This window comes from Amycolatopsis sp. MEPSY49 (assembly GCF_051337345.1).
Lineage (GTDB): Bacteria > Actinomycetota > Actinomycetes > Mycobacteriales > Pseudonocardiaceae > Amycolatopsis.
In genome coordinates this window covers 700,122-723,826 of the sequence record NZ_JBDLYJ010000003.1, presented here as the reverse complement: position 1 = coordinate 723,826, position 23,705 = coordinate 700,122, and the positions used below count along the sequence as shown (strand labels likewise).

Below are 23,705 nucleotides of genomic sequence, written 5' to 3'. Positions count from 1 at the left end.
GATTTTCCGATGAGTGACGAAGAGACCGTGGACGAACTGGTCCGCATCGACGAGTTCGAGACCGAGGGTCCGCTGGACCTGGACGTCGGCGTGACGATCGGCCGCGTGCAGGTCGTCCTGGAGGGCGAGTCCGGTGCGCGGGTCGAGCTGCGGCACGACCAGGGCGAGCAGCAGCCGTGGGTGGCGGGGGTCAACAGCCTCCTGTCCTGGGTCGGCGAGCGGTTCGGCGACCAGCTGGGGGTGGACCCGTCGGGGGCCAACCCGGCCGAGGCGGTGCGGCAGAGCCGGATCGAGAAGCTGGGCAACCGCCTGGTCGTCCAGGCACCGAAGGCGTGGCAGCTGCGGAACGTGGCGCTGTCGGTGATCGTCCGCGCGCCGGCGGGCTCGCACGTCGACGTCCGGGCGGGCGCGGCGGACGTGACGGTGACCGGCTCGGCCGGGCGTGTCGACCTGCTGACGGGATCGGGCGAGGTCAAGCTCGACCGCGCGGACGGCTCGGCAACGATCCGCACGGGCAGCGGCGCGATCAAGCTCGGCCCGACGCTCGGTGGGTTGCAGCTGCGCAGCGGCAGCGGTCACGTCGAGGCGTCGTCGATCGCCGGGTCGGCGACGTTGGCCACCGGCACGGGCGACGTGTGGCTGGGGGCGGTGTCGGGCGAGGTGATGGCCCGCACGGGCAGCGGCGACTTGTCGGTGGCCGACGCGGCTTCGGGGTCGTTGGACTTGATCACGGGGTCCGGTGAGGTGCGGGTCGGTATCCGCGGCGGGACCGCGGCCGAGGTCGAGCTGGCGTCGAGCGGTGGGCGGGTGTCGAGCGAGCTGGATGTGGCGGACAGCGCTCCCGAGGGTGGGGTGCAGTTGAAGGTGCGGGCCCGGACGGGCTCCGGCAACGCGGTCGTGACGCGCGCGGCCGGCTGAGGCTCGTTCCAGGCGGGGGCCGGGGGCGATCCGTAAGACCGGGCGGGCTTCCCGCGGCCGTCTGGTCAAGGGGGTGGCGGGCCGTTCCCGGCGGGGACGACTCGCACGACCGGCGGCTCCAGCGGCCGCTTGGTCAAGGGGGTGGCGGGCCGTTCCCGGCGGGGATCTCCGGGAACGGCCCGTTTCTTTGCGCTTCGCCGGTCTCGCACGGTTCCCGCCGGGTTCGGTCCGCTTGCCGCGCGGGGCCGGTTCGGCCGGTGCGGCTCACCTGGGAGGTCCCCTTTGGACCGCGGACCTTCTGCGGCGAGCCAGGCTCGGCGTATGCGCCCCAAGGCGGCCTTCGGTGCGTCTCACGCACCCAATGTGGCCTTCGGTGCGTCTGACGCACCGAAGGCCACATTGGGGCGCTTCAGCGCACCAGTTTTGCCAACGGCCGGGCCAAATCACCGCGCGTGCCCACTGCCACGCCGGACAAGCCCAGCCACTCCGCCATGTGCTTCAGCTCCGCCGCCAGCTCCGGCAGCACCCGGGCCACGTCCGCCCCCTCCTCCGCGAACGCTCCCTGGACTCGCAACACCCCCGCCGCCCGGTCGGACTTCAAGTCCACCCGGGCCACCAGCGAACCGTCCAGCAGGAACGGGAACACGTAATACCCGTACACCCTCTTCGGCTCCGGGACGTAGATCTCGATGCGGTAGTGGAACCCGAACAGCCGCTCCGTGCGGGCCCGCTCCCAGATCAGCGGGTCGAACGGGCACAGCAGCGCCCGGCCCGTCACCGCGCGCGGGGTGCGGGCCTCAACATGGCGGTACGCCACCGCCTTCCAGCCGCGGACCGAGACCGGCTCCAGGATTCCCAACTCCACCAGCTCCGCCACCGCCTGGCGGGCCGGCGCCGGGCCCAAGCGGTAGTAGTCGCGCAGATCCGTCTCCGTCGCCACCCCCAACGCCCGGGCCGAACGCTCGATCAAGCCCCGAGCGCCCTCCTCCGGCGACACCGAAACCGACAGGATCTCCGGAGGCACCACTCGCTCCGTCAGGTCGTAGAGCCGCTCGAACGAGCGGCGCGTGCCCGTCGTCAGCTGGCCGATGCCGAACAGGTACTCGCAGACTCGCTTGACCTCCGACCGCTCCCACCACGAGCCCGGGCCACGGCGCTGGGCGTCCGCCGCCACCTCGCGCTCGATGCCGCCCGCGCCGATCGGGCCCAGTTCCTTCACCACCGACAGGATCTCGTCGACCAGGCCCGGGGACTTCTCGATCAGCGGGCCGTAGTGCTTCCACCAGCCGTCGCGCTTCGCGCCCGAGCGGATCAGCGGCCAGTCCTCGATCGGGAGCAGGCTCGCCTCGTGCGCCCACGTCTCCACCAGCAGCCGCGGCTGACGCGCCGAGTGCGACCATGCCGCGCCGTCCAGCAGCGACGGCTCGTACGCGCCCAGGCGCGAGAACACCGGCATGTAGTGCGCCCGGACCGCCACGTTCACCGAATCCAGCTGCAGCAGCTGGACCCGCGACAGCACCCGTTTCAGATGCCGCCGCGAAGGCGCGACAGAGGGACGGGGGTCGGCGAAGCCCTGTGCGGCCAGGAACGTCTTCCGGGCCGTCGAGACGCTGATCGTTTGCATGGTGCCGTCATGGTGCCACCCACCACCGACAAAAACGCGCACCGCTATCTTCAGCCCATGAGCGACGCCGCCGTCCGCCCCGCCGACCTGTCCGACGCCGCGGAGATCGCCCGCCTCCAGCGCGACACCTGGCACGCCGCCTACGAGGACCTGCTGGGTAAGAACGCCCTGGCCGAACTGGACGCCGCCGACCTCGCGGGCACCTGGACCGAGACCATCGAGTACCCCGGCAGCCAGGTCTACGTCGCCACCGAGGGTGACTTCACCGTCGGCTTCTGCGTCGTCGGCCGGGCCCCCGAGAGCGAGGTCGCCGCCGCCGACGGCAGCCTTCCCGAAGACGCGGAAACCACCGGCCTCGTCGCCACCCTGCTCGTCGAACCTCGGTGGGGACGCCGAGGCCACGCCGGACGGCTACTCGCGACGGCCGCCGCGGGCCTCCGGGCCGACGGCGCCACGCGCGGCATCGCCTGGGTCGCCCAGGGCGACCACGCCTCCCTCGGCTTCTACCGCCGCGCCGGCTGGAACCCCGACGGTACGGTTCGCACCCTCGACACCGGCGACCGCATGGTCCGCGAGGTCCGGCTCACCGGCACCCTCGACCTCGCCCTGGCCTGAGTCCCGGAAGATCACCCAGCGCATCACCGCGTACATGAACACGCCCTCGCACGCGCCCGCGAGCAGCCGTGACACGTGGTATTCGACGCCCAGCGCCGTCAGGCCCGCGCCCACACCCAGCAAAAACGCCGCGTAATTGACAGCAATCGCACCGATGTAAAGCACGAGCTGCATTCCGACGGCCGCGTGGGAATGGAAGTTGAACGTCCGGTTCAGCACGAAGCTCAGCCCGAACGCGCAGACGTACGCCAGCGTGATCGCCAGCCACACCGGCCAGCCGAACAGCCCGTGGAAGATCGTCAGCAACCCGAGGTCGACGCCGAACGTCAGACCGTTGATGACGCAGAAACCCAGGAACGTCGGCGCCACGATCCGCGACAGACCCAGCGGGAGGACGCGCACGATCGCCTGGCAGAGAGCGCCGAATCGGTCGGCGGGCGTTCGGGGTTGCTCGGCGGCCACCCGGTCAGCGTTCCAGCGGGAGGTGGCCGGAAGACGTCGCGCAGGTGATCTTCTGGTGCGGACCACCCGCCGAAGAGGGGGGTTAACCCCAGTGCGCGGAGATTTCGAACTGATAACTTGGAGTACACGGGCGAATTTGAGGAGGTGACACGATGAGCTGGATCCTGCTGACGCTGGGCGTCGCGTTCGGTTCGGCCATCGTGCCGCTGATCAACGCCGAGGTGTTCCTGCTCGGGCTGTGCGCGAGCCAGCCGGGGCTGCACTGGCTGTGGCTCGGGGCGGCGGTGGCCGTCGGGCAGATCGCCGGGAAGACGCTGTATTTCCTGGCCGCGCGCGGCACGATCAAGCTGCCGAAGGCCCTGCACGACCGCCTGCACCGCGAGCGGCCGCTGACCGAGCGACGCGTCCGCTGGCAGCTGCGCACCAAGCGGATGCGCGGCTGGGTCGAGGCGCTGCGCGAGCGCTGCCACCGGCATCCGCACTGGATGGCCGGCACCTACGGGGTGAGTTCCCTGGTGGGCCTGCCCCCGTTCATGGCGACGAGCGTGCTGGCCGGCATGGTCCGCATGCGGCTCATGACCTTCTTGACGACCGGGCTGGCCGGAAGGTGGATCCGCTTCAGTTTGATAGCCGCTTCACCTGCGGTGTTCGCTGGGTGGCTGCACCACTGAGCAGAGGGCGGTCCAGGCTGCGCGGGAGACGGTGAGCTGGCCCAGGTGACGGGCTTTCGTGTCCCGCACCCCGACGGTGGTGGACAGAGCCACCTCCACACACTCGGTTTGCACGCTATAGCTCGACTTCTGCCAGGTGAAGCCGACCTCGACGCACTCTGCTTCGGCTCCGCTGTAGCTCGACTTGCGCCAGATGAACACCCTGCCCCCTACCTCACCGCCTCCCGAAGCAAAGCTTCCGAGGCATCTTCGGTCATTGCCTTGCCCAGTAAGAGCTTTACCAGCTTTCGGTAGCTCGAGATAGCCTCCAACTCGTTGAGGAAGGCGCTGGCGTGATGGTGCTCGATCAACACGATCGACGGCTCGGCAGGGAAGTCGTAGAGGGTGAACATGCCGAGTTTGCCCTGGTGATAGCCCACGTCGGCGGGCACTACGCGAACTGAAATGTTAGATGTAGCAGTTGAGGCCAGTAGATGGTCGATCTGGTCGGACATGATGTCCCCGTTGCCGACCACCTCGCGGATCGCCAATTCGGAGATGATGGCCTGCAGGCGAACGGGGTTGCGCTGGGAAAGAATCCGCTGGCGTTCCAAGCGAACCACCAGCCGCGCATCCGCCTCGGCCGGCTTGATTTCGGAGGCGGTCAGCAATGCCCGGGCGTAGTCGGGGGTCTGGAGCAGGCCGGGGATCACGAGCGGGGACCAGTTGGTGATCTGGTTCGCCGTGCGCTCGCACTGCATGACCCCCGTGAGGGCGGCGGGCAGATCCGACGGGTTGGAGTCCAGCCAGTTGGGTTCCTTCGCATGCGTTGCCAGGAAGAGGATCCGCTGCGTCGTCGCCCGGTCGATCCGCAGGTAGCCGAGGATGCGGGCCACCTCCTCGACCGGTGGCACCCGCAACCCTAGCTCCCACTGGGACAACAGCCGCGGATCGATCTCGAGCGCCCGCGCCAGCTCGCGCAACCCGAATTTCCTGCCTTCGCGCACTTCGCGCAGCGACGCGGACAACGCCCGCAACCCCGGTGACGATGAAGTCGGTTTCATGCGGGCGATAGTACGAACACCGCACATTTCCCGAATGAACGACAACTGTCAGCGAAATGCCACACCGCGAATTCAGCGGTCGGCGGCTTCCAGCTCCACAGCCTTCTTCATCGTCTCGCGGGCCCGCCGGCGATCACCCGCGATGTCGTACGCGTACGCCAGCTTGTACCAGACCCGCCAGTTCTCCTGGTCCGCTTCGACCTCCGCGCGACGCTCGGCGAACCACGCGTCGGCCGCGTCACGATCGACCCGGCCCGAGGGCCGGCGCGGGAGGTCCGAGACGTCCGGGAGCGCGCCTTCGGCGTCCAGCCGGCGCGACAGACGCTGGATCTGCACCCCGTTGCGCCAGGTCATCACGATGATCCACACGCCGAGCAGCGGCAGCAGGAACACTCCCACGCCCAGCGCGATGCCGACGCCCGTGCCCGTCTTGAACAGCGCGAACGCCCGGTCCGCGAGCAGGAACAGGTAGACGACCAGCGCCGCCGTCAGCAGCAGCGCGACGTTGCGAGCCTTCACAGGTCGAGCACGTTCTCCAGGCCGACCGTCAGGCCGGGGCGCTTCAGCACCTCGCGCACGCCGAGCAGGACGCCCGGCATGAACGACGTCCGGTCGAGGGAGTCGTGGCGGATCGTCAGGGTCTCCCCTTCGCCGCCGAACAGGATCTCCTCGTGCGCCACCAGGCCCGGCAGGCGGACCGAGTGCACGCGGACCTCCTCGACCGTCGCGCCGCGGGCGCCGTCGAGTTCGGACGTCGTCGCGTCCGGGCCCGGCGTCACGCCCGCCTCCGCCCGCGCCGCGGCGATCATCCGGGCGGTGTGCGCGGCGGTGCCGGACGGTGCGTCGGCCTTGCGGTTGTGGTGCAGCTCGATGATCTCCGCCGACGCGTAGAACTTCGCCGCCTGGGCCGCGAACCGCATCGCGAGAACCGCGCCAAGGGCGAAGTTCGGCGCGATCAGCACACCCAGCGACGGCTTCGGCTCCAGCAACGCGCGCAGGGAGGCCAAGCGGGATTCGCTGAAGCCCGTCGTACCGACGACCGCGTGGATGTCGTGCTCGACCAGGTACTCGAGGTTGCCCATGACGGCGTCGGGGTGGGTGAAGTCGACGACCACCTGGGCGTCGGCCAGCGCCGCGAAGTCGTCGCCCGCGTCCAGCGCGGCCACGAGCTTCATGTCGGAAGCGCCTTCGACGGCGTTCACCACCGTCGCGCCCATCCGGCCGCGCGCACCGAGCACACCGACGTTGATGGTCATGAAGCGATCACCTCGTGCAGGTCGTCAGGAAGGTCGTCGGCGTGAGCGTACGGCCCGACGACCGCCGCCGCCGAGACCCCGCCCGGCCGCGCGAACAAAGTGCGAGCGAGCGCACACACGTCTTCGGTGGTGACGGCGTCGATACGCGCGATCGTGTCGTCGACGCCCAGATAGTGGCCGTAGTTGAGCTCGTTCTTGCCGATCCGCGACATCCGCGACGACGTGTCCTCCAGGCCCAGCACGATCCCGCCGCGCAGCTGGCCCTTGGCGCGGGCCACCTCGGCGTCGGTCAGGCCGTCGACGCCGACCTTGTCGAGGACCTCGCGGATGACGCCGGCGACGTCGCCGAGCTTCTCCGGCTGGCAGCCCGCGTACACGGCCAGGTGCCCGGTGTCGGCGTAGCTCGCGACCGACGAGTACACCTGGTAGGCCAGCCCGCGCTGCTCGCGGATCTCCTGGAACAGCCGCGACGACATGCCGCCGCCGAGCGCCGCGTTGAGGACCGACAGCGCGAAGCGGCGGTCGTCGTGGCGCGACAGCGACCGCAGGCCGAGCATGACGTGCGCTTGCTCTGTGTCGTCGGTGTGCAGGGCCAGCTTGGGGAGGGTCTTGATCCGGGCACGGCCCTCGCGCGGCGCGATCGGTGTCGCGGACCCGGCCAGCTTCTCGCGAAGGGCCTTGCGGACCAGGCGGAGCACGTGGTTGTGGTCGATGTTCCCGGCGACGGACAGCACCATCCGCGGCAGCGTGTAGCGGCGCTTGTAGAAGTTCCGCAGCGCCGACGGCGACATCCCGATGATCGACTTCTCGGTGCCCAGCACCGGGCGGCCGAGCGGGTGGTCGCCGAGGACCGCCGTCACGAACGTCTCGTGGAGGAGGTCCTCGGGGTCGTCGTCGCGCATCGAGATCTCTTCGAGGACGACGCTGCGTTCCATGTCCATGTCGCGGTCGGTGCAGAGCGCCTCGAACACGACGTCGGTGACCAGGTCCACGGCCAGCGGGAGGTCCGCGTCGAGCACCTGCGCGTAGTAGCAGGTGTGCTCCTTCGCCGTGAAGGCGTTGAACTCGCCGCCGACGGCGTCGATCTCCTCGGCGATCTGCGTGGCGTCGCGGTGCTTCGTGCCCTTGAACAGCAGGTGCTCGAGGTAGTGCGCGGCGCCGGCGACGGCGGCCGGCTCGTCGCGGGAGCCGATGCCGACCCACAGCCCGACCGTGGCCGACCGGGACGCCGGGACGTGCTCGGTGATCACCCGCAGGCCGCCGGGGAGGACGCTGCGCTTGACGACCGCGCCGTCCGGGGTGGACTCGAGCGTGCGGGTGGTGCCGACGGGCTGTTCGTGCCCGGAAACCTGCCGTGCCATGGGTTCCTTACTCACGATGCCACGAAGGCCTCCCCACCGGGTGCGGCGAGGAGGCCTTCGGCGGAACTTGCGTCTTACTTGGCGTCGGCCTTGTCGGCGTCGGCCTTCTTCTCGTCACCCTCGGCGGGCTTGGCGGCCTCATCGTCCTTGACGACGATCAGGCTGATCTTGCCGCGGTTGTCGATGTCGGCGATCTCGACGCGGAGCTTGTCGCCCACGTTGACCACGTCCTCGACCTTGGCGATCCGCTTGCCGTTGCCCAGCTTGGAGATGTGCACCAGGCCGTCCTTGCCCGGCAGCAGCGAGACGAACGCGCCGAACGCGGCCGTCTTCACCACGGTGCCGAGGAAGCGCTCGCCGACCTTGGGCAGCTGCGGGTTGGCGATGGCGTTGATCAGGTCGATCGCCGCCTCCGCCGACGGGCCGTCCGAAGCGCCCACGTAGATCGTGCCGTCGTCCTCGATGGAGATGTCGGCGCCGGTCTGCTCGGTGATCGAGTTGATCATCTTGCCCTTCGGGCCGATGACCTCGCCGATCTTGTCGACCGGGATCTTCACGCTGGTGACGCGCGGCGAGTACGGGCTCATCTCGTCCGGGCTGTCGATCGCCTCGGCGATGACCTCCAGGATGGTGATGCGCGCGTCCTTCGCCTGCTTCAGCGCGGCCGCGAGGACCTCCGACGGGATGCCGTCGAGCTTCGTGTCCAGCTGCAGCGCGGTGATGATGTCCTTGGTGCCGGCGACCTTGAAGTCCATGTCGCCGAGGGCGTCCTCGGCACCGAGGATGTCGGTGAGCGCCACGTAGCGGGTCTCGCCGTCGACCTCGTCGGAGACCAGGCCCATCGCGATGCCCGCGACCGGCGCCTTCAGCGGCACGCCGGCGTTGTACAGGCTCATCGTGGACGCGCAGACCGAGCCCATCGAGGTCGAGCCGTTGGAGCCCAGCGCCTCGGAGACCTGGCGGATCGCGTACGGGAACTCGTCCCGCTTCGGCAGCACCGGCACCAGGGCGCGCTCGGCGAGCATGCCGTGGCCGATCTCGCGGCGCTTCGGCGAACCGACGCGGCCGGTCTCACCGGTGGAGAAGGGCGGGAAGTTGTAGTGGTGCAGGTAGCGCTTCGTCGTCTCCGGGGAGAGCGAGTCGATCTGCTGCTCCATGCGCAGCATGTTCAGCGTGGTGACGCCCAGGATCTGGGTTTCGCCGCGCTCGAACAGCGCCGAGCCGTGCGCCCGCGGGATCACGGCGACCTCGGCCGCGAGCGACCGGATGTCGGTGAGGCCACGGCCGTCCATCCGGATCTTCTCCGTGAGGACGCGCTGGCGCATGATCTTCTTCGTCAGGGCCTTGAACGCCCCGCCGATCTCCTTGTCGCGGCCCTCGAAGGCTTCGCCCTCGCCGAGGCCGACCTTCTCCAGGACGGCGGCCTTGACCTCGTCGGTCGCGGCGTCGCGGTCCTGCTTGCCGGCGATCTGCAGCGCGCGGGCCAGGTCGTCGGTGGCGATCGCCGCGACGGCCTCGTAGACGTCCTGCTGGTAGGCCGGGTAGACCGGGAACTCGCCGGTCGGCTTCGCGGCGGCCTCGGCCAGGCGCTGCTGCGCCTCGCACAGGACCTTGATGAACGGCTTCGCGGCCTCGAGGCCCGCGGCGACCGCGACCTCGTCCGGCGCGGTGCCGCCGGCGGCGATCAGGTCGAGCGTGTGCTCGGTGCCCTCGGCCTCGACCATCATGATCGCGACGTCATCGCCCACGATGCGGCCGGCCACGACCATGTTGAAGGTCGCCTTCTCCAGCTGCGACCAGGTCGGGAACGCGACCCACTGGCCCTCGATCAGCGCGACGCGGACGCCGCCGACCGGGCCGGAGAACGGCAGGCCGGCGATCTGGGTCGACGCCGACGCGGCGTTGATGGCCAGCACGTCGTACGGGTCGTCCGGGTTGAGGCTCTGGACGGTGATGACGACCTGGATCTCGTTGCGGAGACCGTCGGCGAACGACGGGCGCAGCGGCCGGTCGATCAGGCGGCAGGTCAGGATCGCGTCGGTCGACGGGCGGCCCTCGCGGCGGAAGAACGCGCCGGGGATGCGGCCCGCGGCGTACATGCGCTCTTCGACGTCCACGGTCAGCGGGAAGAAGTCGAAGTGCTCCTTCGGGTGCTTCGACGCGGTCGTCGCCGAGAGCAGCATGGTCTCTTCGTCGAGGTACGCGACCACGGCGCCGGCGGCCTGCTTGGCCAGGCGGCCCGTCTCGAAGCGGACGGTGCGAGTACCGAACTTGCCGTTGTCGATGACGGCTTCGGTCTCGTGCACGGTGACTCCGGTGGAGTCGGTCATAGATTGTTCTCCTCTTTGGTTCCTCTGTACGGCGCGAGTCTCCCACCCTGGGACCCGTTTCGCCTGAGGACGCTCGAGGAATGAGGCCGGTCTTCGATCGAAGCCCCCGGGACTCTTCCCGGGAACCACTACCGAGGACCGGCGGACGGACCCTCGTGCGCGCTCGCGCCGTTTGTGTGGCGAGGGGGAGCGACCGCGTGGTCACTCCCCCTCGGGTAAAGCTATCGGCGCAGGCCGAGGCGCTGGATCAGCGCACGGTAACGCTCGATGTCCACCTTCATCACGTAGTTCAGCAGCCGGCGGCGACGGCCGACCAGCAGCAGGAGCCCGCGACGCGAGTGGTGGTCGTGCTTGTGAGCCTTGAGGTGCTCGGTGAGGCCGACGATCCGCTTGGTCAGCAGCGCGACCTGGGCCTCGGGGGATCCCGTGTCCGAGTCGTGCACGCCGTACTCGGCCAGGATCGACTTCTTCTCTTCGGTGGACAGCGCCACTTGTGTTGCTCCTCGAAATAATCAGTGCCGTGCGGCCCCGGACGCCGGATGCACGCCGGGAAGACGGTCACGGCCGCCACGGACTGCAGCCGGACCCGCTCGTGAGGTTACCAGCCCCCTGAACAGCGGCTTCAGGCGCGGTCCAGCTCGAAGGCGCGGGCCACCCGGTAGCGGGGGCCACCCGGTTCGCGCTCGCTGGTCATCAGCGCCACCTCGCCCGCCGTCCAGCGACGGCTGGTGAAGCGGGCCAGCCTTTCGGTCCAACGCGCGGCGGGCCCCGGTTCTTCCCGGGGGAACCGCGCGAGCGTCAGGTGGGCTGTGTAGGGCCTCGCCTCGGCGTCGGCCCCCGCGGCGTGCGCGAGGGGCGTCAGCTCCGCTCCGGCGACAGTCAACCACAGCACCCCGGGGAACGTCGCGGCCTTTTCCAGCCGGACGTCGACGGCGGCCCGTCCGGCCAGCCGGTCGGCCAGCCAGGCCGCGCGGGTGCCGACGTCGTCGTGGCCGTAGTAGGCGAGGGTGACGTGCCAGCGCTCCGGCGGCTCCCAGCGCAGGCCGTCGCCGGGGTCGCCGAGGGCCGTGGCGACCTGCTCGACGACGTCGTCCGGCGGGAGCAGCGCGCTGAACAGGACCGGCATCAGGAGCCGTTGCCCGCCCGGCGCAGCAGGTCGGCGATGGCCGGGAAGTCGTCGTCGAGGCGCTTGGCGGCCTCGCCGAGGTCCTCGTCCTCGGCGACGTCACGCAGGTAGGCGAGCACCCGCCGGTCTTCGTTGATGACCGGGATGTTGTCGCGGCCGACGGTCGGGCGGGAGTCGCGGACGTCCTCCATCGCGGCCAGCATCGCGTCGCGGTTGCCGGCGGCGACCTCGGGCACCAGGATCTTGCGCTCGAGCATGATCATCCTGGCCAGCACGACGGGGTTGCCGATCTTCGCCCGCCGCCCGCTCATCACCTGGCTGAGCATGGGGGCGCTGATCCCGAGGACCTCGGCCAGGAACGCCTGCGAAACGTCGAACGCGACCACGAGCCGGCGCACGCGGTCACCGAGCGGCTCCCCGTACCACTCGCGCTGCAACGCGATGTTCCGCTGGACGATCTTGTGGTCCTCCACCAGTTCCGCTCCCCTTGTCCCCGCTCGCGCGCACCGTCCGTGCGCATTTTGCCATCGCTGTCACGTGCGTGACCGCGAATTCCCCTATTCGCCCCCGGTCGGGGTGTCCGGGGGCACCTCCAGTGCCTTTCTCGTCTCGATCACGTCGTCGTCGATCTGCGTCACCAGCCCGGCCGAGTCGGCGAACCGGACCTGGTCGCGCAGCCGCGTCACGAAGTCGATCGCCACGTGCTGGCCGTAGAAGTCCTCGTCGACGTCGAGGACGAACGCCTCGACGGTCCGCTCGCGCCCGGAGAACGTCGGGTTCGTGCCGACCGAGACCGCGGCGCGCAGCCGGCGCGCCGGGTCGGCCGAGCGGGTGAACCAGGCGCTGTAGACGCCGTCGGCCGGGACGGCGGCGAAGCGCGGCGTCGACAGGTTCGCCGTCGGGTAGCCGAGCTCGTGGCCGCGGCCGTCGCCGCGCACGACGATGCCCTCGAGGCGGTGCGGGCGGCCGAGCGCCTCGGCCGCCGCGACGACGTCGCCGGCGTCGATGCACGACCGGACGTAGGTGCTGGAGAACGTGATCGCCGACTGGTCCTCTTCGGACAGTTCCTTGCCCTGCAGCTCGGCGCCGTAGGCGGCGAAGCCGAACCGGCGGCCGAGGGTGCGCAGCAGGGCGACGTCGCCGGCGGCCTTGGCGCCGAAGGTGAAGTTGTCGCCGACGATCACCGCGGCCGCGTGCAGCCGGTCGACGAGCACCTCGTGCACGAACTCCTCCGGCTGCAGCCGGGACAGCTCCAGGGTGAACGGCAGCACGCAGAAGACGTCGATGCCGAGGCCTTCGACGATCTCCGCCTTGCGCCGCAACGTGGTCAGCTGCGCCGGGTGGCTGCCGGGGCGCAGGACCTCCGACGGGTGCGGGTCGAACGTCAGCATGACGCTCGGCAGCCCGCGCTCGGCCGCCGCGGCGACGGTCCGGCTCACCAGCTCCTGGTGCCCGCGGTGCACACCGTCGAACACGCCGATGGTGACCACGCACCGGCCCCAGCCGCCGGGGAGGTCCCCCAGCCCACGCCACCGCAGCACGTCAGACTCCCGTCTCTCAAGAGCCACCCTAGGCGGGCAGCAGCACGACCACTGCGCGGGACACGCCTTCTTCGTCGGCGGCCAGCGCGAGCACCCGGCCGTCGGGGCCGAAGAGCCCGTAGGTGCCTTCGACGCCGGCGGCCGGGATGCGCTGGCCGTGCCGGACCGCCTTCGCCGTGGCGGCGTCGAGGTCGCGGCGCGGGAAGGCCGCGGCGACGGCGGCGTCGAGGTCCAGGCTCAGTTCCGGCTTCTCCTCGAGCTGGTCGAGGGTCCGGGCCCTGGCGAGCGTGAACGGGCCGACCGTGGTGCGCCGCAGCGCCTTCAGGTGCCCGCCGACGCCGAGGTCCGCGCCGAGGTCCCGGGCCAGCGCGCGGACGTACGTGCCGGACGAGCACTCGACGACGGCGTCGACCTCGACGTGGTCGTCCTCGTGGCGGATGCCCAGGACGTCGAAGCGGTAGACGGTCACCGGGCGGGCCGGGATCACGACGTCCTCGCCGGCGCGGACGCGGGCGTAGGCGCGCTTGCCGTCGATCTTGACCGCGCTGACCGCGCTCGGCACCTGCTGGATGTCGCCGGTCAGCTTTTCGACACCTGTGGCGATGTCTTCGTCCGTGGTCTGCTTCGTGTCCGCTGTGGTGAGGACTTCGCCCTCGGCGTCGTCGGTCGTGGTGCTGCTGCCGAGGCTGAGGGTGGCCAGGTAGGTCTTGCGGTCCAGCGCCAGGTGGCCGAGCAGCTTGGTCGCGCGCTCGATGCCGAGCACCAGCACGCCGGTCGCCATCGGGTCGAGCGTGCCGGCGTGCCCGACCTTGCGGGTGCCCATGATCCGGCGGGCGCGGGCGACGACGTCGTGCGACGTCATGCCGGCGGGCTTGTCGACGATCAGGAGACCGGGCGGCGGGGCGGGACGGCGGGGCGGTTTGGGGCTCGACACGCGGCAAACCCTACTGGCCACCGATCGTGGGTCGATCAGGCCGCTCGGAGCCGCCAGGATGGGGGCGTGACGGAGATCGAAGTCCGGGCCGTCCGGCCCGCCGAACTGGCCGCCGTCGCCGGACTCCGGTGGCGCTGGGTGGCCGAGCGGGACGGCCTGCCCGGCGACGGCCGCGCGGAGTTCGTGCGCGAGTTCGCCGCCTGGGTGCGGGAGAACGCGGCCACCCACCACTGCCTCGTCGTGGTGCGCGCCGGGCGGGTGCTCGGGATGGCGTTCCTCGCGGTCACCCCGCGCGTGCCGACGCCGACGGCGTTCACGAGGGCGTGCGGTGACGTGCAGAGCGTCTACGTCGTGCCGGAAGCCCGTCGCGGCGGGCTCGGCGGGCTGCTGATCGAGGCCGTCCTGCGGCTGGCCTGCGAACTCGGGCTGGAGCGCGTCACGGTGCACTCCTCGGGGTCGGCCGTGCCGGCCTACGAGCGACGCGGGTTCGCGGTCGCGCCGCAGCTGCTGCAGGCTTCGGTCACGCGGCCACGATCGGCGTCTCCGGCAGGGCGGCGTCCCAGCGGCGGCGGGTGATCCGGACCGGCAGCTCCTCGCCGCGGGCTTCGGCGAGGAAGAGGTGGGCGCGGGTGCGGCGCCACCACACGAGCATCCGGAAGGTGCCCAGCGCCAGGATCGCGACGATGGCCAGCAGCGAGAGCCGGAAGCTGCCGCCCGTCCACTGCAGCAACACGCCGACGAGCAGGGCGGCGATGGTCGTCGCCACGAAACCGCCGACGTTGACCACGCCGGTCGCCGTGCCGACGCGGGTGAGCGGGTTGTAGTCGCGGGCGAGCGCGAAGCCGATCATCGACGCCGGGCCACCGAGGGCGAGGAACGCGAAGGCGGGCACCAGGACCGGCACGGGCACCGTGCCCGGCCAGCTCAGCAGCACCGCCCAGATCAGCGCGGCGCCGCCGATGTACCCGCCGACCAGCGGCATCCGCAGCGACGGGCGCCGGCCGATCACGCCGCCGAGCAGCGGGCCGCCGGCCATCGAGCCGAAGACGAACACGGTGAGCAGCGCGCTGGCCGTGGCCTTCGACTGGCCCTGGCCCTGCACGAGCCACGGAACGCCCCACAGCAGCGTCAGGGCGTTGGGGGCGAACATCGTGCTGAAGTGCACCCAGAAGCCCAGGCGCGTCCCCGGCGTCCGCCAGGCCTCGGCGACCTGGTGGGCGAGCTGGCGCGGGCGGACTTCCTCACGGACGGGTGGCTGTTCGCCGGCCGGGACGTCGCGGACCCGGAGCGTCACGACCAGGGTGTAGAGGACGGTGATGGCGCCGACGGCCAGGAAGGTGGGCGTCCAGCCGGCGCTGTCGAGCACCAGCGAGAGCGGGACGGTGGCGGCGAGGTTGCCGATGTAGCCGACAGCCGCGGTGAACGACGTCAGCAGCGCGTACTGCCGGCCCGGGAAGTGGGCGGCGACCAGGCGCAGGACGCTGACGAAGGTGAGCGCGTCGCCGAGGCCGAGCACACCGCGGGCGAGCAGGCCGAGGCCGTAGGAGTGGGCGACGCCGAGGAGCAGCTGGCCGGCGCCGAGGATCAGGACGGCGACGGTCAGGACGCGGCGCGGGCCGTAGCGGTCGACCAGGACGCCGGTCGGGATCTGCATCGCGGCGTAGACGCCGACCTGCAGGACGGTGAACGTCCCGAGCGCGGCCGCGCCGACGCCGAAGCGCTCGGCCGCCTGCAGCCCGGCGACGCCGAAGGAGGTGCGGTGGAAGACCGCGAGGAGGTAGACGGTGACGGCGGCGAGCCAGATGAGCCAGGACCGGGCGGTGGCGCGGCCGGTGGCGGGCGGCACAAGTTCCTCCAGGGTTTCGGCGTTTCGTGGCGGACGCCTGCGCTGCCGTCCCTACTACTTGTAGCGCCTAAGCAACGACGAAACATAGCCGTTATCCGGGTGGTCTTGCCCACAGGTAACCGCCGTCACCCGACTGCCTCTCACGCCGGGCGGATCGCGCCTGTCACCGCCCAGTTGCCCGACCGCCAGCGGACCAGCACGAACACCAGCCTCAACACCATGAACAGCGACAGCCCGATCCAGATCCCCGTCAAACCCCACCCGAAGCCCAGTGACGCCCAGATCAGCGGAAGGAAGCCGAGCGCCGCGCTGCCGAGGGTCGCGTTGCGCAAGAAGGCCGCGTCCCCCGCCCCCAGCAGCACGCCGTCCAGTGCGAACACCACTCCCGCGATCGGCTGCAGGGCCACGAAGAACCACCACGCGTGCGGGATCTCGGCCAGCACCCCCGCGTCGGACGTGAACGCGTGCGGCAGCACCCACGACAACGCCGCGAACAACACGCACAGGAAGCACCCCAGCAGCAGCCCGTACCCCGTGATCTGCGCCGCCACCCCGCGCGCCTGCCGGGCCGCGTTCGCGCCCAGCGCCGCTCCCACGAGGGACTGGGCCGCGATCGCCACCGAGTCCAGCACCAGCGCCAAGAACGTCCACAACTGCAGGACCACCTGGTGCGCGCCCACGGCTTCCGTCGACGTGCGGGCCGCCACCGCCGCCGCCGAGATGAAGCACGCCTGGAACGCCAAGCTGCGCAGCACCAGGTCGCGGCCCAGGCCCAGCTGGGCGCGCATCACCTTGAAGTCCGGGCGCAGCCCCACCTTCTCGCGCACCAGCGCCACGACGAACAGCGACGCCGAGATCACCTGCGCCACCACGTTCGCGATCGCCGAGCCCTCCAGCCCGAGGTCCGCCCCGTAGACGAGCACCGGGCACAGCACCGCCGAAATCCCGTTGCCCGCCAGCACGTACCGCAACGGCTTCGCGGCGTCCTGCACCCCGCGCATCCAGCCGTTGCCCGCCATCGTGACCAGGATCAGCGGCGCGCCGAACAGCGCGATCCGGACCCACGACACGGCCGCGCCGGCCACCTCGTCGCTGCCCGACAGCGCCCGCGCGATCGGCCACGCCAGCAGCTGCCCGGCCACCAGCACGACCAGCCCGACGAGCACCGCCAGCCACGTCGCCTGGACGCCTTCGCGCACCGCGTCCGCGCGACGGCCCGCCCCGTGCAGCCGGGCCGTGCGGGACGTCGTGCCGTACGACAGGAACGTCAGCTGGCTCGACACCTGGGCCAGCACCACGCCGCCGAGCGCGAGCCCGGCCAGCGGCAGCGCGCCCAGGTGGCCGACCACCGCGGTGTCGACCAGCACGTACAACGGCTCGGCGGCCAGCACCCCCAGCGCGGGCACGGCCAGGCCGAGCACGCGCTTCGCCGGGATCCGCTCCGTCTCCTCCACGTTCACCACGGACCGGACTCTAACCGCCGGCACCGACAGTTCTGACCGGCGGGAACGCGGGAACTTTCCCGGCCCGCCGTCCGACCCGCGCGGCCGGGGTGGGCCGCTCGGGAGACGACAGGCGCGGGCGGCGAGGCAGGCCGCTAGTGCCTACAGCAGCGGCGCCCGCTCCAGCGCCTCGCGCAACCCGGCGAGGACCTCCGGCGCGGTCCCGGCGATCGTGCAGCCCGCGGCCTGCCGGTGCCCGCCGCCGCCGAACTCCGCCGCCACCGCCGAGACGTCGATGCCGATCGAGCGCAGGGAAATCTGCCACTGCGCCGGGTTCGTCACGTCCTGCTTGAGCACCGCCGCCACGGCCGCCTCGCGCACCGAGCGGACGACGTCGATCACCGACTCGACCTCTTCGCCACGGACCGTCCGAGCCTCGTCGATCCGCACCACCGCGTGCACGAAACCCCGCCCCTGCGCGGCTTCCGGCTCCAGGGAAGCGTCACGCAGCACCGAAGACAGCATCGGCAGCCAGCCGAACGGCCGCTCGTCGACGATCCGCCGCACCACCTTCTCCGGGTCGACGCCCGCCTCCAGCAGCCGCGCGGCCATCCGGTGCGTCTCCGGGCTCGCCCGGCGGAACCCGCTCGTGTCGGTGACGATCCCGGCGTAGATCCCGCGCGCGATCGGCTCGTCGAGCTCGACGCCCATCGCGTCCAGGATCCGGAACACGAGGATCGCGCTGGCCTCGGCGGTCTCGTCGACGACGTTGCAGCCGCCGTAGAACGTGTTGGTCGCGTGGTGGTCGATCACCAGCACCGAGCCGGCGAGCTCGACGCGCCCGGCGAGCCGGCCCAGCCGCTTCGGCACCGGCGTGTCGACGCAGACCAGCAGCGCTTCGCTGTCCGGCAGGTCGTCCGGGTGGGTGAGCAGGCCGTCCTCGTCCAGCCACCGCAGCGTCTCCGGGGCCTCGTCGGGCTCGCCGAACGACACGCGGACGCGAGCGCCGCGCTGGTGCAGCGCCCGGCCGAGGGCGAGCGCGCTGCCGAGGGCGTCCGCGTCCGGGCGGACGTGGCCGAGCACCGTCACGTCGGTCGCCGACGCGAGCAGCGCGGCCGCGTCCCGGATGTCCTGCGCCAAAGTAGGGGTCACGGTGCGTCACGCTACGCTCTGCGGGATGCCTGAGTACGTGATCCTGGTCCACCCGTCAGCCAACCGGGTCTACGCCGCCTCCTCCCCCGCGCTGCTGCGCGCCGAGCTGGCGGTGTTCGGCGCGGTGCTGCCGGCCGAGCTGTCCGGGATCGAGGAGGTCGAGCTGGGCGGCGTCGGGTACGTGCGCTTCACCAGCTCGGTGCCCCTCGGCGAGCGCGACCTCGCGCTGCTGTCGAACCTTTCGTCGCTGTACGCGCTGTTCGAACTCGGCGACGGCGTCCTGCGCCCGGTCACCGTGACGCCGCTGGCGAAGGCCGACTCGGACCTGCTGACCATCCAGAAGTACCCGGGCAAGACCAACGAGTCGTTCACGAAGCTGCTGCTGAACGTGACGCTGCTGGCGACCGCGGACCCGTTCTCCGACCGGCCGAAGTACCTGCTCGACCCGCTGTGCGGCCGCGGCACCACGCTGAACCAGGCGATGATGTACGGCCTGCACGCCACCGGCCTGGACGTCGACGCCAAGGACTTCGAGGCCTACGAGGCGTTCATCAAGACGTGGCTGCGCAACAAGCGCGTCAAGCACACCGCCGACTCGGGTCAGTTGCGGCGCAACAAGGTCCGGCTCGGCCGGCGGCTCGACATCGAGTACGCGCTGGACAAGGAAGCGTACAAAGCGGGCGACACCCGCAAGCTCACCTACTTCCAGGCCGACACGCTGACCACCGACGAGGTGCTGCGGGCGAACTCGTGCGACGTGATCGTCACCGACGCGCCGTACGGCGTCCAGCACGGCAGCCACCGCGAGGCGGGCCTGCAGCGCAGCCCGCGCGACCTGCTCGCCGCGGCCGTCCCGGTGTGGACGCGGGTGCTGCGGCCCGGCGGGGCGCTCGGCATCTCGTGGAACACCACCGTGCTGCCGCGCGAAGAACTCGTCGAGGTGCTGCGCAAGGCCGGGCTCGACGTCCGCGAAGGCGGGCCGTGGGACGAGTTCACCCACCGGGTCGACCAGGCCATCCTGCGTGACCTGGTCGTCGCGGTGAAGCCCGCTTCTTGAGTCGACAAAGCGCTACCGCGTGAGCTCGGGCTTGGTCACCTGCCCGTTCTCTTCCGGCACTCCGATCGGAGCGGCCGGCGGCGTGCTCAGCCCGCGCTTCAGCGAGTCCAAGATGGACAGTCCCTGGCCGACGAGCCCGGCGGCCATCTCGCCCAGGCCGTCGGCGCCGTTGAGGATGTTCACGTTCGCCCCGGACAGGCCGCGCCCGGCTTCCTTGACGATCTGCGGCAGCTGGTCGATGAGCATCCGGTCGAGCGCGACCCGGTTGTTCGACGCGGCCGCTTCGGCCTGCACGCGCATCCGCTCCGCCTCGGCCAGCGCGAGAGTGCGGATCCGCTCGGCTTCCGCGCCGGCGGGCTTGATCACCTCGGCCACCAGCTGCTGCTGACGCAGTTCGGCTTCGCGCTGGGCCAGCTCGGTGCGCGCGTCGATGACCTCCTGCTGGGCCTTGGCCTGCGCGAGCGGTCCGGCCTGGGCGGCTTCGGCCTGCGCCGCCTCGACCTCGGCTCGGTACTGCGCCTGCACGATCGAGGTCTGCCGGGCGTACTCCGCCTGCGTCCGCTGGGACTTCTGCTCGGCCTCCGCCGCGGCCTGGTTCGCCACGGCCTGCGCGATCTGCGCGTCCCGCTGGATGGCGGCGTTGTGCGGCGCGGCCATCGCCGCGATGTAGCCGAGCTTCATGTCGTCGATCGACTGGATCTGCAGCGCGTCGACGGTGAGCCCGATCTTCGCCATCTCGACCGCGGAGCCGTCCAGCACCTCGGTCGCGAGCTTCTGCCGCTCGGTGATGATCTCCTCGACCGTCATCGACCCGATGATCGAACGCAGGTGGCCGGCGAAGATCCGGCCGGTCAGCACGGACATCTGGTCCTGGTCGGAGAGGAACCGCTGACCGGCGTTGACGATGCTCTCGGTGTCGTTGCCGACCTTGAACGCGATCACCGCCCGCACTGTGAGGGCGATGGCCTGTTTCGTGACGCACACTTCGGTCACTTCGGCCTCGCACATGGAAAGCGTGAGGAACCGGACCTTCCGGAAGACCGGCATGACGAACGCGCCGTGGCCGGTGACGACCCGGAACGGCGAGTCGCCCTGGCTGTGCTTGCCCCCGGAGATCAGCATCGCCTCGTTGGGCGCGGGAACGCGATACCCGAACATGGCTGTCCTTCTTCGCACACTAGGAAGTGGGTTCCGAGGCGTCCCACGCCACGACGTCGACCGCGCGCCGGCCCCGGGTTTCCACGACCAGGACGGTCGTGCCCTTCGCCAGCTCCGTGTCGGACCAGGCAAGGAAGGTTTCCAGGCCGCCCCTGATCCTGATCAGCACCTCCCCGGGGCCCCGCTGCCCGCGGGTGCCGACCAGGAGGACTCCGGTGCGCCCGGCCGGGGAGAGATCGGAGTGCACGGGTGCCGACCTCCCTCGGTGGCCGCCTCGACGCGGGGATTGCCCCGCTGTCCCCCATTGTGCTCCCGGCGGGCGCGGGCCGTCGGCACTGTGAGGTTCCGATCAGAAGGCAACCTTCGCGGCTATACTCCGGACCGTGACCGTCGAGCAACGCCCCCTGCGCGCGGACGCCCGGCGCAACCGGGAAGCGCTGGTGGCGGCCGCGCGGGAAGTGTTCGGCGCCAAGGGCGTCGACGCGCCGCTGGACGAGGTCGCGCGCCGCGCCGAGGTCGCGATCGGGACGCTCTACAACCGGTTCCCGACCCGGGCCGACCTGGTCGAGGCGGCGTTCCTGCCGGTGCTGGAAGAGTCTGAGGCCGTGTTGGCGGAGGCTCTCGCGTGCGAAGACCCTTGGGCGGGTTTCGTCCTGTTCCTCGAACGTTCGGTGCTGATGCAGGTCTCCGACCGCGGCTTCACCGAGGTGTGCTCGCGGGTGTTCGACCCCGCGTCCGGACTGGAAAAAGCCAAGCAGGCCAACGGTTCCCGGATGAACCGGATCATCTCGCGCGCTCAGGAGGCCGGCGCGCTGCGGACGGACTTCCGCGCGGAGGACCTGGCCTTCGTGTTCGCGGCGGCGACGGCGACCCCGGACTGGCGGCGCGCGCTCGGCATGGTCCTCGACGGGCTGCGCGCGCGATGACGTGGCTCGCGGACACCCGCACGTCGTACGACACCGTGGCGTCGAGCTACGCGGAGTTCATGGCGGACGCCCTGTCCGCGCAGCCGCAGCTGAAGGCGGCGCTGACGCTGTTCGCGGCGGAGGTCGGCGGCCCGGCGGTGGACGTCGGCTGCGGCCCGGGCCACTTCACGGCGTACCTGGCTTCGCTGGGGGTCGACGCGTCCGGCATCGACCTCTCGCCGGGGATGATCGACCTGGCCCGGCAGGCCCATCCGGAACTGCGGTTCGAGGTGGGGTCGATGACGGACCTCGCGCTGCCCGACGCGTCGGTCGCGGGTGTGCTGGCGTCCTGGTCGCTGATCCACATCCCGGACGAGTCGGTACCGGTGACACTGGCGCACTTCCGCCGCGTGCTGCGCCCGGACGGCCTGCTGATGATCGGCTACCACGTCGGCGCGGGAACCCGCCTGAAGACCGAGGGCTACGGCGGGCACCCGATGCGCGTGCACATCCACCTGCGCCAGCCGTGGTGGCTGGCGCGGCGGGTCCGGGCGGCCGGGTTCACGGTCGAGGCGGAATGGCTGATCCGCCCGGAAAGCGAAGTGCCGTCGGCGATCCTGTTCGCGCGCGCGTCAGCTTAGCCGCTGCCCCACGAACTTCAGGACGTCCGGCAGGATCCCTCGCCAGTACTCGTCCTTGTGGGCGCCCGGCGAAAACCTCGACACGGCAGGCGAAACCGCCTTCACCAGCTTGCGGTCCGCGCCCAGGAACGGGTCCGACTCGCCGCACCAGACGCCGAGCGCGTCCGGGCGCAGTTCTCCCGTGTGCAGCAACGGTTCCTCGGCGCGCCAGTTGGCCTCGTCCGAGAACACCTTGCGGCTGCGGGCATCCGGCCAGCTGACGAACAGGGCGGCACTCGCCGTCGCGACCGCTTTCAGGTCCGGGTGCGCGCGGGCGAAGCGCAACGCGCCGAAGCCGCCCATGGATATCCCGAACACCGCCGAAGCCGGGCGCAGGTCGCGGGCCGCCAGCCAGCCCGGGACTTCGTCGGTCAGCATGCGTTGGGGGTCGTCGTCCTCGCCGACATCGACCCAGTAGTGGTCGCCGTCGAGGGCGGCCACCGCGAACGGCGGTACGCCCTCGCGCACGGCCTGTGTCAACGCCGCGGGAACGCCCAGGTCGAGGAACGTCCGCGCCCGGGCGCCGCGGCCGTGCAGGGCCAGGCACACCGGCAGGCCCGATGCCGGAACGCCTTCGGGCGTGATGAGGACCAGGTCGACGTCCGTGCCGCGGGCGGCCGAGTGCATGCGCTGGACCGTCACCGGGTCGCGCGGCGCCGACGGGCGAGTCGGTGCCGGCACCGGAGGTGGACCGGGAGCCGGTTGCGCCGACGAGCAGCCCGCCAGCAGCGTCAACGCGCTGCCGGCGAGCAGGCCACGGCGGGAAAGCACGGGTCAGCCCCGGCTCTCCTCCTCCGCGAACTCGTCGTCTTCGGTGTCTTCGCGCGGCGCCTTGTACGGGTCGACGTCGCCCGCGTGCTGGGCGCCGGTCGCGCGGCGCGCCACCTCCGCGTCGGCCTCGCGGGCCTTCGCGAGGAGGTCCTCGATCCGCTTCGACTCCTCGGGGATGGTGTCCGCGACGAACGTCAGCGTCGGTGTGTAGCGGACGCCCGTGCCCTGGCCGACCTTCGTGCGGAGCACGCCGCGCGCCGATTCGAGCGCGGCCGCGGCACCGGCGAAGTCCGGGACGGAGTCCAGCTTCTCGCCGAGCACCGTGTAGTACACCGTGGCGTCGTGCAGGTCGCCGGTGACCTTCGTGTCCGTGATGGTCACGTAGTCCAGCCGGGGGTCCTTGACCTCATGCTCGATCGCGGACGCCACGATCTGCGAGATCCGCTTGGCGAGCTTGCGAGCCCGAGCCGGATCAGCCATGTCGTTCTCCTAGAGAAATCTAATCGTCTGGACCGAGCAGCCGGCGGCGGACGGAGAGCAGTTCGAACTCCGGCCGGCTCGCCACGTACCGCTCACACGAGTCGAGCACGTCCCGGACGTGCTCGCCACCTTCGGCGACCACGGCCACCCCGATGAGGGTCCGGCGGTGCAGGTCGGTGTGCCCGGCTTCGGCCACCGACACGGCGAAGCGCTTGCGCACCTCGGCCAGCACCGGACGGACCACGGATCGCTTCTGCTTCAGCGAATGGACGTCGCCGAGCAGGATGTCGAGCTCGAGAGCTCCGACGAACATAGGCAGTTTTGGTGGTGTAG

Annotated in this window: 27 protein-coding genes and 1 pseudogene; 7 read left to right on the top strand and 21 right to left on the bottom strand. The window is 71.1% G+C overall.

Annotated features, from left to right (window positions below; all coding sequences use genetic code 11):
- Positions 1–9: 9 nt before the first annotated feature.
- Entirely contained in the window at positions 10–918 is a 909-nt protein-coding gene (locus tag ABFJ78_RS17725) for a DUF4097 family beta strand repeat-containing protein (protein WP_436387432.1), read from the top strand.
- A gap of 409 nt (positions 919–1,327) precedes the next feature.
- Here ABFJ78_RS17725 and ABFJ78_RS17720 read toward each other — a convergent pair whose 3' ends face one another.
- Positions 1,328–2,542 carry a winged helix-turn-helix domain-containing protein gene (locus tag ABFJ78_RS17720; RefSeq protein ID WP_436387431.1) on the bottom strand — a complete coding sequence of 405 codons (1,215 nt, stop codon included), beginning with the start codon at positions 2,540–2,542 and terminating at the stop codon, positions 1,328–1,330.
- 57 nt (positions 2,543–2,599) lie between these two features.
- On the opposite strand from ABFJ78_RS17720, the gene ABFJ78_RS17715 reads away from it, so the two are divergent.
- Complete coding sequence (locus tag ABFJ78_RS17715) at positions 2,600–3,157, top strand: N-acetyltransferase family protein (protein ID WP_436387430.1); 558 nt, start codon at positions 2,600–2,602, stop codon at positions 3,155–3,157.
- A gap of 18 nt (positions 3,158–3,175) precedes the next feature.
- On the opposite strand, the pseudogene ABFJ78_RS17710 reads toward ABFJ78_RS17715, so the two are convergent.
- Positions 3,176–3,526: pseudogene (locus tag ABFJ78_RS17710) on the bottom strand (GtrA family protein); the annotation flags it as partial.
- A gap of 245 nt (positions 3,527–3,771) precedes the next feature.
- Between ABFJ78_RS17710 and ABFJ78_RS17705 the strand changes: the two are divergent.
- The gene (locus tag ABFJ78_RS17705; RefSeq protein ID WP_436387429.1) at positions 3,772–4,290 is read left to right on the top strand and encodes a hypothetical protein; all 519 of its coding nucleotides are present in this window, start codon (positions 3,772–3,774) and stop codon (positions 4,288–4,290) included.
- On the opposite strand, the gene ABFJ78_RS17700 is transcribed toward ABFJ78_RS17705, so the two are convergent.
- The 11 genes from ABFJ78_RS17700 to truB form a co-directional block, all read right to left on the bottom strand.
- Complete coding sequence (locus ABFJ78_RS17700) at positions 4,255–4,491, bottom strand: DUF397 domain-containing protein (protein WP_436387428.1); 237 nt, start codon at positions 4,489–4,491, stop codon at positions 4,255–4,257. The two genes, ABFJ78_RS17705 and ABFJ78_RS17700, sit on opposite strands and share 36 nt — an antisense overlap.
- An 8-nt stretch (positions 4,492–4,499) precedes the next feature.
- The gene (locus tag ABFJ78_RS17695) at positions 4,500–5,333 is read right to left on the bottom strand and encodes a Scr1 family TA system antitoxin-like transcriptional regulator (RefSeq protein WP_436387427.1); all 834 of its coding nucleotides are present in this window, start codon (positions 5,331–5,333) and stop codon (positions 4,500–4,502) included.
- A gap of 72 nt (positions 5,334–5,405) precedes the next feature.
- A complete protein-coding gene (locus ABFJ78_RS17690) occupies positions 5,406–5,852 on the bottom strand; it encodes a tetratricopeptide repeat protein (protein WP_436387426.1) in 447 nt (148 codons plus the stop codon).
- Positions 5,849–6,589, bottom strand: a complete 741-nt coding sequence (dapB, locus tag ABFJ78_RS17685; RefSeq protein WP_436387425.1) for a 4-hydroxy-tetrahydrodipicolinate reductase — start codon at positions 6,587–6,589, stop codon at positions 5,849–5,851. The genes ABFJ78_RS17690 and dapB overlap by 4 nt, the downstream gene beginning before the upstream one ends.
- Complete coding sequence (locus ABFJ78_RS17680) at positions 6,586–7,950, bottom strand: M16 family metallopeptidase (protein WP_436387424.1); 1,365 nt, start codon at positions 7,948–7,950, stop codon at positions 6,586–6,588. Before ABFJ78_RS17680 ends, dapB begins: the two co-directional genes overlap by 4 nt.
- A gap of 74 nt (positions 7,951–8,024) precedes the next feature.
- Positions 8,025–10,280, bottom strand: coding sequence for a polyribonucleotide nucleotidyltransferase (locus ABFJ78_RS17675; protein ID WP_436387423.1), 2,256 nt, complete (start codon positions 10,278–10,280; stop codon positions 8,025–8,027).
- A 221-nt stretch (positions 10,281–10,501) separates the two neighbouring features.
- Complete coding sequence (gene rpsO / locus ABFJ78_RS17670; RefSeq protein WP_003084034.1) at positions 10,502–10,771, bottom strand: 30S ribosomal protein S15; 270 nt, start codon at positions 10,769–10,771, stop codon at positions 10,502–10,504.
- A gap of 131 nt (positions 10,772–10,902) precedes the next feature.
- Positions 10,903–11,406 (bottom strand): RNA 2',3'-cyclic phosphodiesterase, encoded by a 504-nt coding sequence (thpR, locus tag ABFJ78_RS17665; RefSeq protein WP_436387422.1) that lies wholly within the window; start codon positions 11,404–11,406, stop codon positions 10,903–10,905.
- On the bottom strand, positions 11,406–11,879 hold the full coding sequence (locus ABFJ78_RS17660) for a helix-turn-helix domain-containing protein (protein WP_086683272.1): 474 nt from the start codon (positions 11,877–11,879) through the stop codon (positions 11,406–11,408). The genes thpR and ABFJ78_RS17660 overlap by 1 nt, the downstream gene beginning before the upstream one ends.
- Positions 11,880–11,963: 84 nt before the next feature.
- Positions 11,964–12,947 (bottom strand): bifunctional riboflavin kinase/FAD synthetase, encoded by a 984-nt coding sequence (locus ABFJ78_RS17655; protein ID WP_436387421.1) that lies wholly within the window; start codon positions 12,945–12,947, stop codon positions 11,964–11,966.
- Between the two features lie 28 nt (positions 12,948–12,975).
- The gene (gene truB, locus ABFJ78_RS17650; protein WP_436387420.1) at positions 12,976–13,881 is read right to left on the bottom strand and encodes a tRNA pseudouridine(55) synthase TruB; all 906 of its coding nucleotides are present in this window, start codon (positions 13,879–13,881) and stop codon (positions 12,976–12,978) included.
- A 66-nt stretch (positions 13,882–13,947) separates the two neighbouring features.
- On the opposite strand from truB, the gene ABFJ78_RS17645 reads away from it, so the two are divergent.
- Positions 13,948–14,457 carry a GNAT family N-acetyltransferase gene (locus tag ABFJ78_RS17645; RefSeq protein ID WP_436387419.1) on the top strand — a complete coding sequence of 170 codons (510 nt, stop codon included), beginning with the start codon at positions 13,948–13,950 and terminating at the stop codon, positions 14,455–14,457.
- Here the strand turns inward: ABFJ78_RS17645 and ABFJ78_RS17640 are convergent.
- The 3 genes from ABFJ78_RS17640 to ABFJ78_RS17630 form a co-directional block, all read right to left on the bottom strand.
- Positions 14,402–15,727, bottom strand: a complete 1,326-nt coding sequence (locus tag ABFJ78_RS17640) for an MFS transporter (RefSeq protein ID WP_436387418.1) — start codon at positions 15,725–15,727, stop codon at positions 14,402–14,404. The two genes, ABFJ78_RS17645 and ABFJ78_RS17640, sit on opposite strands and share 56 nt — an antisense overlap.
- Positions 15,728–15,867: 140 nt before the next feature.
- Entirely contained in the window at positions 15,868–17,187 is a 1,320-nt protein-coding gene (locus ABFJ78_RS17635) for an MATE family efflux transporter (protein ID WP_436387797.1), read from the bottom strand.
- Positions 17,188–17,331: 144 nt separating this feature from the next.
- Positions 17,332–18,321, bottom strand: coding sequence for a DHH family phosphoesterase (locus tag ABFJ78_RS17630; protein WP_436387417.1), 990 nt, complete (start codon positions 18,319–18,321; stop codon positions 17,332–17,334).
- 25 nt (positions 18,322–18,346) lie between these two features.
- On the opposite strand from ABFJ78_RS17630, the gene ABFJ78_RS17625 reads away from it, so the two are divergent.
- Positions 18,347–19,378: a TRM11 family SAM-dependent methyltransferase gene (locus tag ABFJ78_RS17625; RefSeq protein WP_436387416.1), complete on the top strand. Its 1,032-nt coding sequence runs from the start codon at positions 18,347–18,349 to the stop codon at positions 19,376–19,378.
- A 12-nt stretch (positions 19,379–19,390) separates the two neighbouring features.
- Here the strand turns inward: ABFJ78_RS17625 and ABFJ78_RS17620 are convergent, their stop codons facing one another.
- Together ABFJ78_RS17620 and ABFJ78_RS17615 are read right to left on the bottom strand one after the other, a co-directional pair.
- A complete protein-coding gene (locus tag ABFJ78_RS17620) occupies positions 19,391–20,536 on the bottom strand; it encodes an SPFH domain-containing protein (protein WP_436387415.1) in 1,146 nt (381 codons plus the stop codon).
- 19 nt (positions 20,537–20,555) lie between these two features.
- Complete coding sequence (locus tag ABFJ78_RS17615; RefSeq protein ID WP_436387414.1) at positions 20,556–20,783, bottom strand: hypothetical protein; 228 nt, start codon at positions 20,781–20,783, stop codon at positions 20,556–20,558.
- Between the two features lie 136 nt (positions 20,784–20,919).
- On the opposite strand from ABFJ78_RS17615, the gene ABFJ78_RS17610 reads away from it, so the two are divergent.
- Both ABFJ78_RS17610 and ABFJ78_RS17605 read left to right on the top strand, forming a co-directional pair.
- A complete protein-coding gene (locus ABFJ78_RS17610; protein WP_436387413.1) occupies positions 20,920–21,462 on the top strand; it encodes a TetR/AcrR family transcriptional regulator in 543 nt (180 codons plus the stop codon).
- Positions 21,459–22,082 (top strand): class I SAM-dependent DNA methyltransferase, encoded by a 624-nt coding sequence (locus ABFJ78_RS17605; protein WP_436387412.1) that lies wholly within the window; start codon positions 21,459–21,461, stop codon positions 22,080–22,082. Before ABFJ78_RS17610 ends, ABFJ78_RS17605 begins: the two co-directional genes overlap by 4 nt.
- Here ABFJ78_RS17605 and ABFJ78_RS17600 read toward each other — a convergent pair.
- The 3 genes from ABFJ78_RS17600 to ABFJ78_RS17590 are packed head-to-tail and all read right to left on the bottom strand — an operon-like array spanning position 22,074 to position 23,685.
- The gene (locus ABFJ78_RS17600) at positions 22,074–22,892 is read right to left on the bottom strand and encodes an alpha/beta hydrolase (RefSeq protein ID WP_436387411.1); all 819 of its coding nucleotides are present in this window, start codon (positions 22,890–22,892) and stop codon (positions 22,074–22,076) included. The genes ABFJ78_RS17605 and ABFJ78_RS17600 overlap by 9 nt on opposite strands.
- Positions 22,893–22,895: 3 nt before the next feature.
- Entirely contained in the window at positions 22,896–23,372 is a 477-nt protein-coding gene (gene rbfA, locus ABFJ78_RS17595) for a 30S ribosome-binding factor RbfA (protein ID WP_436387410.1), read from the bottom strand.
- A gap of 19 nt (positions 23,373–23,391) precedes the next feature.
- Positions 23,392–23,685 (bottom strand): DUF503 domain-containing protein, encoded by a 294-nt coding sequence (locus tag ABFJ78_RS17590; RefSeq protein ID WP_436387409.1) that lies wholly within the window; start codon positions 23,683–23,685, stop codon positions 23,392–23,394.
- Positions 23,686–23,705: the final 20 nt, after the last annotated feature.